The sequence below is a fragment of the Gilliamella sp. Fer1-1 genome, assembly GCF_001690825.1.
GTDB classification, from domain to species: Bacteria; Pseudomonadota; Gammaproteobacteria; order Enterobacterales; family Orbaceae; genus Gilliamella; species Gilliamella apicola_C.
This window is the reverse complement of the sequence record NZ_LZGX01000089.1, coordinates 1-6,005: the sequence shown is the minus strand read 5'-3', so window position 1 is coordinate 6,005 and position 6,005 is coordinate 1. Positions and strand designations below refer to the sequence as shown.

At 34.4% G+C, this 6,005-nt stretch carries 8 protein-coding genes; 3 read left to right on the top strand and 5 right to left on the bottom strand.

Annotation, left to right across the window (positions count from 1 at the left end; genetic code table 11):
- Positions 1–363, top strand: a 363-nt coding sequence (locus A9G28_RS10020) for an Arc family DNA-binding protein (RefSeq protein ID WP_218057367.1), incomplete at its 5' end; no start/stop codon positions are given.
- 98 nt (positions 364–461) lie between these two features.
- Here the strand turns inward: A9G28_RS10020 and A9G28_RS10015 are convergent.
- The 4 genes from A9G28_RS10015 to A9G28_RS10000 all read right to left on the bottom strand — a co-directional run bounded on the left by A9G28_RS10015 (position 462) and on the right by A9G28_RS10000 (position 4,898).
- On the bottom strand, positions 462–935 hold the full coding sequence (locus A9G28_RS10015; protein ID WP_065561123.1) for a hypothetical protein: 474 nt from the start codon (positions 933–935) through the stop codon (positions 462–464).
- A gap of 38 nt (positions 936–973) precedes the next feature.
- Positions 974–1,438 (bottom strand): DUF4041 domain-containing protein, encoded by a 465-nt coding sequence (locus A9G28_RS10010; RefSeq protein WP_065580584.1) that lies wholly within the window; start codon positions 1,436–1,438, stop codon positions 974–976.
- Positions 1,439–1,534: 96 nt separating this feature from the next.
- Positions 1,535–1,876 (bottom strand): phage tail protein, encoded by a 342-nt coding sequence (locus A9G28_RS10005; RefSeq protein WP_065580583.1) that lies wholly within the window; start codon positions 1,874–1,876, stop codon positions 1,535–1,537.
- A gap of 1 nt (position 1,877) precedes the next feature.
- On the bottom strand, positions 1,878–4,898 hold the full coding sequence (locus tag A9G28_RS10000) for a phage tail tape measure protein (protein ID WP_065580582.1): 3,021 nt from the start codon (positions 4,896–4,898) through the stop codon (positions 1,878–1,880).
- A gap of 127 nt (positions 4,899–5,025) precedes the next feature.
- Here A9G28_RS10000 and A9G28_RS09995 point away from each other — a divergent pair, with 127 nt between their 5' ends.
- Together A9G28_RS09995 and A9G28_RS09990 are read left to right on the top strand one after the other, a co-directional pair.
- Positions 5,026–5,274 carry a type II toxin-antitoxin system RelE family toxin gene (locus A9G28_RS09995; protein WP_065580581.1) on the top strand — a complete coding sequence of 83 codons (249 nt, stop codon included), beginning with the start codon at positions 5,026–5,028 and terminating at the stop codon, positions 5,272–5,274.
- A complete protein-coding gene (locus A9G28_RS09990) occupies positions 5,258–5,599 on the top strand; it encodes a helix-turn-helix domain-containing protein (RefSeq protein WP_065568162.1) in 342 nt (113 codons plus the stop codon). Before A9G28_RS09995 ends, A9G28_RS09990 begins: the two co-directional genes overlap by 17 nt.
- A gap of 192 nt (positions 5,600–5,791) precedes the next feature.
- Here the strand turns inward: A9G28_RS09990 and A9G28_RS13795 are convergent.
- Positions 5,792–6,005 (bottom strand): hypothetical protein (locus tag A9G28_RS13795; protein WP_218057366.1); only part of this gene is annotated, 214 nt, incomplete at its 5' end.

Sequence of the window (6,005 nt, the reverse complement as noted above, 5' to 3'; positions counted from 1 at the left end):
TCCTTGGAAACTTTTATGACCGAAAAAAAAGCAAGACCATATAAACACCCGCAAATAAATCTTAGAATACCAGAGGAACTAAAAGAAAAAGTTCAAGAGTTAGCCGATAAACACGGTAGATCAATGAATGCTGAAATTATTTTAGCTTTAGAAAAGTATTTAGAATCACAGAAACAAGACTTACCCGAATCGTTTGAAAATTACTATCTTCAAATGGAAAAGATAGATCTTCATTTTAAAAAGTATACTGAAACAATTAAGTCATTGACAAAAATTCTAGAGAATGAAAATTTAATTAAAAATATCGCTGCGGCATCACAAACTCAAGCCGAAATTTTACAAAAAAATTCAATTAAAAAATGAGGATCTACATGGATGAATTTCCCGACGGATTATCATCATTTTAAATAATAAAAAACCCTCTAAGAGGGTTTTATGATGAATTCAAAGTTATCTGCACTTCAATTTGTACATTCTTTTTCGAGACGTTCATAAGCTTTTGTGTAGCCCGATAAGGGAAAATTAAAATCACTAGTCGATTTATCACCAAACCTAATGATAAATTTTTTTGAGTTTTGAATTTGTTGATGTAGCATTTGTTTCTGATTAGTCATAAATACGGCCCCTTTTTTCTCCCATTCCATCTCTACTGGAGCTTTTTTGTCTGCTCTGAAAATAACTTTAATTAACCCATCCTCATAATCTTTCAAATTATTATGAACGGAGAATGGAATAATAATGACTGAATCACAACCAACTGTAAAAAAAGCGCTACTTATTGAAGTGCTGTCTGATACATAAACTGAATTCATTGACACTGTTTTTTTATCGGTAATCGGATCAATATTAATATTAACCGTCCAATCGTTATAACTGATTTCTTTAGCGAAAAGACTTAAAGGAAAAAATAAAATAACTAACAATAATTTCTTCATACAATACCTATAGTTAAAAAATATAAAATCAATACTATTTAAAGATCAACCAAGTGATCGATTTTATGGTCTGGGTTTAAATAGTTGTAGTACAAAACCAATTCATCTAATTTCAAATTAAAATACTCAAACGAAATAGATACACTGAAAAAGTTTTGTTTAAATTCACCCAATCCGTTTAATTCATAAAATGATTTTTCTATCATTTCACCCAAGACATGTATATTGATCTGCTTTATTTTGGACATAATAATGTGACAATCACAATTAAATGCTCTTATTAACAAAATGCACAACCTATCAATGAAATCATCTTCTACATTAAAAATTTCATAAGGCTCACTCAGATTTACATCACAAGCAGACTTTTGGCGAATCATTAATTTTTGCCTGTCTTGAATTTTCTTTATTTCAAATTTAATCCCCCTTGGAATTTCTTCTGTTATTTCGATTGAACTAGGAAAATAACACTCTTCAAGCAAATTTTCTTCACTACTAGACATATAATAATCCTATTTTATATTAAATTTTACGTTAATATTATTTGATCATTATGTTAAGAGCAATAAAAAACCGCACGAGGCGGTTCGCAATATAAATTAAGGCGCATAAGCTTGAATAAATTTGAATGATAGTGAAACAACTCTGCCGCCAACAAATTCGGATTCGATTGATTTATTCACAACTCGATATAATTTTTCTTCCCCAAAAGGATTTTCCCACTTGAACGACTTTATAATATGCGAGTTTAAAAAATCACGAACTTCTTTTATTTCGTTGGCGCATCCTGTATAAGTTAAGTCCCACGATTCACTGGTATTATTAATACCATTACTGGATAACTGGGCGTACCCATCACCAAACGCCGCCTCATTAACATTTGATGAATCGGTGTGTTTCGGATTGCCCATTGTTTTCCATTTAAATACGTCTATTGCCATATTACCTCATTGTTTTCATTATGTTATATAGTTCCCCTCCGGGAGAAACGGATTTTTTAAACATTTCATTCATCTCCTTTTGAATAGCTGCGCCGATTTGTTTTTGAGCTGATTGTGCATCAACATTACTTTTAACGCCTGATGTATCATTATTAGACGGCATATTCACTGATACGTTAGCTGTAACGTTTACGGCGTTAGATGAACCGCTTGATTTACGAGTAAAAGCAATTGGTGAGGCATGACCAAGATTAACTGCGCCACCGCTTGCGTATCCTCTTTGAGCGTCGTTCATCAGCGCGTAAAGATTGCCAACGCCTAAACGCTTTGTCGCTTCTTTGGTGAATACGAATTCGCCCTTGTGAACAATACCTGCTGGTTCATACTTATTACCCCGCCCTGTAAAACCGCACGAGTTAATGCTGTATCTAACATCCCCACCAGTTGCGTAACCTCTAATCAATCCACCGTTATAAGCTTGCTGTAGCCCACCAGTTGCTGCACCAGCACCAGCGCTCGCCATTCCAAACCACCCCATGGCCGATTGTATTGCTTGAGCAACTAGCAACTTGTTGATGATTTCGATAATGTTGGTGAGAATTGACTTAGTAAGACTTTTAAAGCTCATTTTCCCAGTTGTAACAAACTCTGTTAATGAATGACTAACCGAACCAAGTGTTTGTTGCCCTACATCGCGAAAAGCATCAAACATATTTTTTGAAGCCTCTGAAAATTCGTTAAGTCCAACTTTCAGCCCTGCAAACCAATCAGTTTGATTGATGTCTTCCTGTTGCCAGCTTTGTTGTAACGCTTGTTTTGCCTTGTTATACTCTTCTGTGATTTTTGCTATTTCATTCGGATTTGTCGTACCTTTTAAAGCAATATCACGCTGAGCGTCAAGCTCTGATATTTCATTGTAGCGATTCGCATTTTTTGACGTCATGCCGAAAGTAGCTTGACTAGCTTTAGATTTTGCAGATAAGTTTGTTGTGTACTCTTGCATTTTACGAAGCGCTTTAGTCGCCGTTTCGTATTGTGTAATTTCTTCACTAATAGCTGCATTTTTAGCAAACTGAGCAAGTAAAGCATCTTTATGTGCAAGTACATACTTTTCATGCGCTGACATTCTTGCTTTATTGCCAGTACTTTCTAGCGTTTGAATCTGAGCTTGTAAATCAAAGTACTTTTTGCGCTCCGATGTGATTGTGTTAACCGTCAAGCTCTGTTCCCGAAGTGCTTGAAGCTGACTTTTTAAGCTGATTTCTTGCTGTTGTGATGTGCGTAATAAATTGGTTGCTGAGCTTGTTTTTTCGGCGTTGTTAGCTCTAATCTTTGCCGCAGCTTTGTCTATATCATCTTTTGTGACTGAGCCCGGATTTATTTCGTTGGCCCTCTTTGCTGCGGCTTCCATTTCTTCAATTTCAGCTTTTGCACGCTCGCTACGCGTCATTATCATCTGCGAGTATCGATAAAACGGACTTTTTCTTGGGTCTGTTGCTTTGTCTACGTCAGTAAATGATTTTAAAAAATGAACTTTAAAAGCTGCGTCACTTGCTTTATTTGCGATTTCAATGAGCCCATCAATTAACACTTTGAATTTGCCCGAGCTATCATTAGAAGTGATGTATAGCTCGCTTAACTCATTTATTAAATTGCTTATTTTTTCTTCTGCTTTAATTGAGTCAGTTTCAGCTTCAATATCAGAAAGCTGTATTAATATGCTCTTTGACTGCTCTTGTGTAATATTCAAATATTCAGCAAAACTTTCTATTTTTGCTTTAATACCGCTAATATAGTATTTGTCATTGGCGTTAAGCGCTTCATTTAAATCTCTATCAGCTGATTTAATTTTATTAATGTTTTTTAACACTTCTTCTAATGCAGACGATCCTGATGTTTTTCGAAGATCTGCGTATTCTCTGCTTGCATTTTGCATTGAAGATATACTTGAGCTTAACTCTTTCTTTATATTTGAAATAGTTGTTTTTAAATCTTTCTCACTAGATTTTAATGATGCTTTAACTAGCGAGCGATTCTTTTTAAGCAATTGCATCATATCGTCAGACAAGAAAGTAAAACCAGTTTTTTTGTCTGTATTCAATACTCTATTTAAACGATCTTGCGCCGCTGCTAATTTATCAGTAGCGCTTTCGGTTTCAAAAAGCTTTGGTATCATGCTACCGAGCAAGCCAACCATTGCTGAAATACCGATGTTAACGGGATTTAACGAGGTTAACAGCGTACTAAAAGTATTGCCGATACCGTTTTTCATAATCATTGACATACTAGAAGTTTGTAGACCCGTAAAGTTCCCTCTCATCATCTGTGTTGTCATTGTAGCCAACTGGTGCTTAGTAGCTAAAGATGCTGTGCCTAATTTTTTTGTTTCTTTTGTTGCTTGCGTTAGTTTTCGAATATAAACATCAGCAGATGAGCTAACTCCAAGTTGTGCGGCTTGATATCGCAATAATTGCTCTTTTGATAGGTTCTGAGTAGCAACCTGCGCTTTTAATTTGTTTAAAAAATCAGTTTTCGCTTTTGTTGCGATATTTTCAGCGGTCGTCACTTCTCTTTGCTTTGTTGCAACATCTCGTAGTAATTGCGTGTAGTTACCAAGGTCAAGCTCGTTGTTTCTGAATGCTTTGCTGACACTACTACTTATTTTTTCCAATTCTTTTGATGCAGTATTAACATCTTTCAAACTATCAAGCTGATTTCTAAAACCGGCATATAATTTATCGCTAGACGCCGCAAGCTGCTTTCTGGTTGCAATAAGCTTTCTTTCTTGTTCGGCTTTAATTCGTGATGCCTTTGCGCCTTTTACAGCATTTTGATAAACTCGCTCGAAGTCTTTCAACTCCTCGTCTGTTACTTTTAAGCCGCGTTTTTTGGCCTCTGTCAAGTCGTCAGTAGCCAATGCCGCTTCTTCCGCTTTTTTGCTAAAAACGCCTAGCTTTTTATTCGCTTCATCAACGCTTTGCACATCAATTTTAAGTTGTAGTGATGTGATTTCTTCCGCCATAATTTTCTCCGGACATAAAAAAAAGCTCGCATTTGCGAGCTTTGGGTTTATAATTACTTATAGTTTTATTTACCAAAACTTATATATCTTATATAATACTTATATCAAGATTAGTTAGAACAACAAAATGAATAAAATTATTTATCAAATTAAAGCCTTAAAGCAGTTACGTAAAATTCAAGGCAATGCTTTAATCCGTAATAAAATTGATGAACTGGCTAACATGTCGAATTGTATTAATGTAAAGTCTTTAACTAATCATAAATATCAGTACAGATTACGAGTGGGTAACTATCGAGTGTTTTTTAATTTTGATGGTGCTATTCATATTGTTTCTATTGAAGAGGTGAAAAAACGCGATGAACGCACTTACTAATATACAGTTTATTAATAATGAACAAGGGCAACCACAATTTGTAGTTATGCCTTACAATCAATACCTAGAGCTATCAAACGCAAAAGCAATCGATGTTGAAACAGGCGTACCAAGCGAAGTTGTTAACATGGTTTTTGATAATAATTATTCTCCAGTTCAAGCATGGCGTGAGTATTTGAAATTATCCCAAGTTGAAGTTGCAAATAAAATAGGTATTAGCCAATCGGCTTATTCTCAATATGAAAAAAGCCAAAAACTAAGAAAAGTAACACGGATTAAAATTGCCGAAGCACTACAAATCAAGCCTGAACAGTTAGATTTTTAATAAAAACCCGCCGAAGCGGGTTTAGAGTATAAATTTGGTTAATTAAATTGATTATTCTTTTTTATAAAAGAAATCTGTACAATACCTATATTATCTTTGTGCGTTTTTCTGAAATTATGCAGAGTAGCTCTCCTTCGCAACTGAGATTACCCCCCCAAATTATTATAAGGTTCAATGTTTTTATTGATTTCACTAAGTGCAATTCTCAATTAAAACTGAACCAAAATTTTTAGTTAATACAAAAAAATCCATACTTGAGCTAACAGAATTATCAAGTCGTGAAACGGTCTTAAATATTTTTAAAATTAGATTTTTATTATATTCTATGTTTTCAAATATTAATTTTTGTTCACTTGCAATTTTCTCATCTGGAACTTTTAAATTTTCTTTTAAAAAGTCTCGTAAG

Coding starts and splice junctions, on each gene's coding strand:
- A9G28_RS10015 (WP_065561123.1), bottom strand. CDS start 935: ATGAAGAAATTATTGTTAGTTATTTTATTTTTTCCTTTAAGTCTTTTC.
- A9G28_RS09990 (WP_065568162.1), top strand. CDS start 5,258: ATGAACGCACTTACTAATATACAGTTTATTAATAATGAACAAGGGCAA.
- A9G28_RS10010 (WP_065580584.1), bottom strand. CDS start 1,438: ATGTCTAGTAGTGAAGAAAATTTGCTTGAAGAGTGTTATTTTCCTAGT.
- A9G28_RS10000 (WP_065580582.1), bottom strand. CDS start 4,898: ATGGCGGAAGAAATCACATCACTACAACTTAAAATTGATGTGCAAAGC.
- A9G28_RS10005 (WP_065580583.1), bottom strand. CDS start 1,876: ATGGCAATAGACGTATTTAAATGGAAAACAATGGGCAATCCGAAACAC.
- A9G28_RS09995 (WP_065580581.1), top strand. CDS start 5,026: ATGAATAAAATTATTTATCAAATTAAAGCCTTAAAGCAGTTACGTAAA.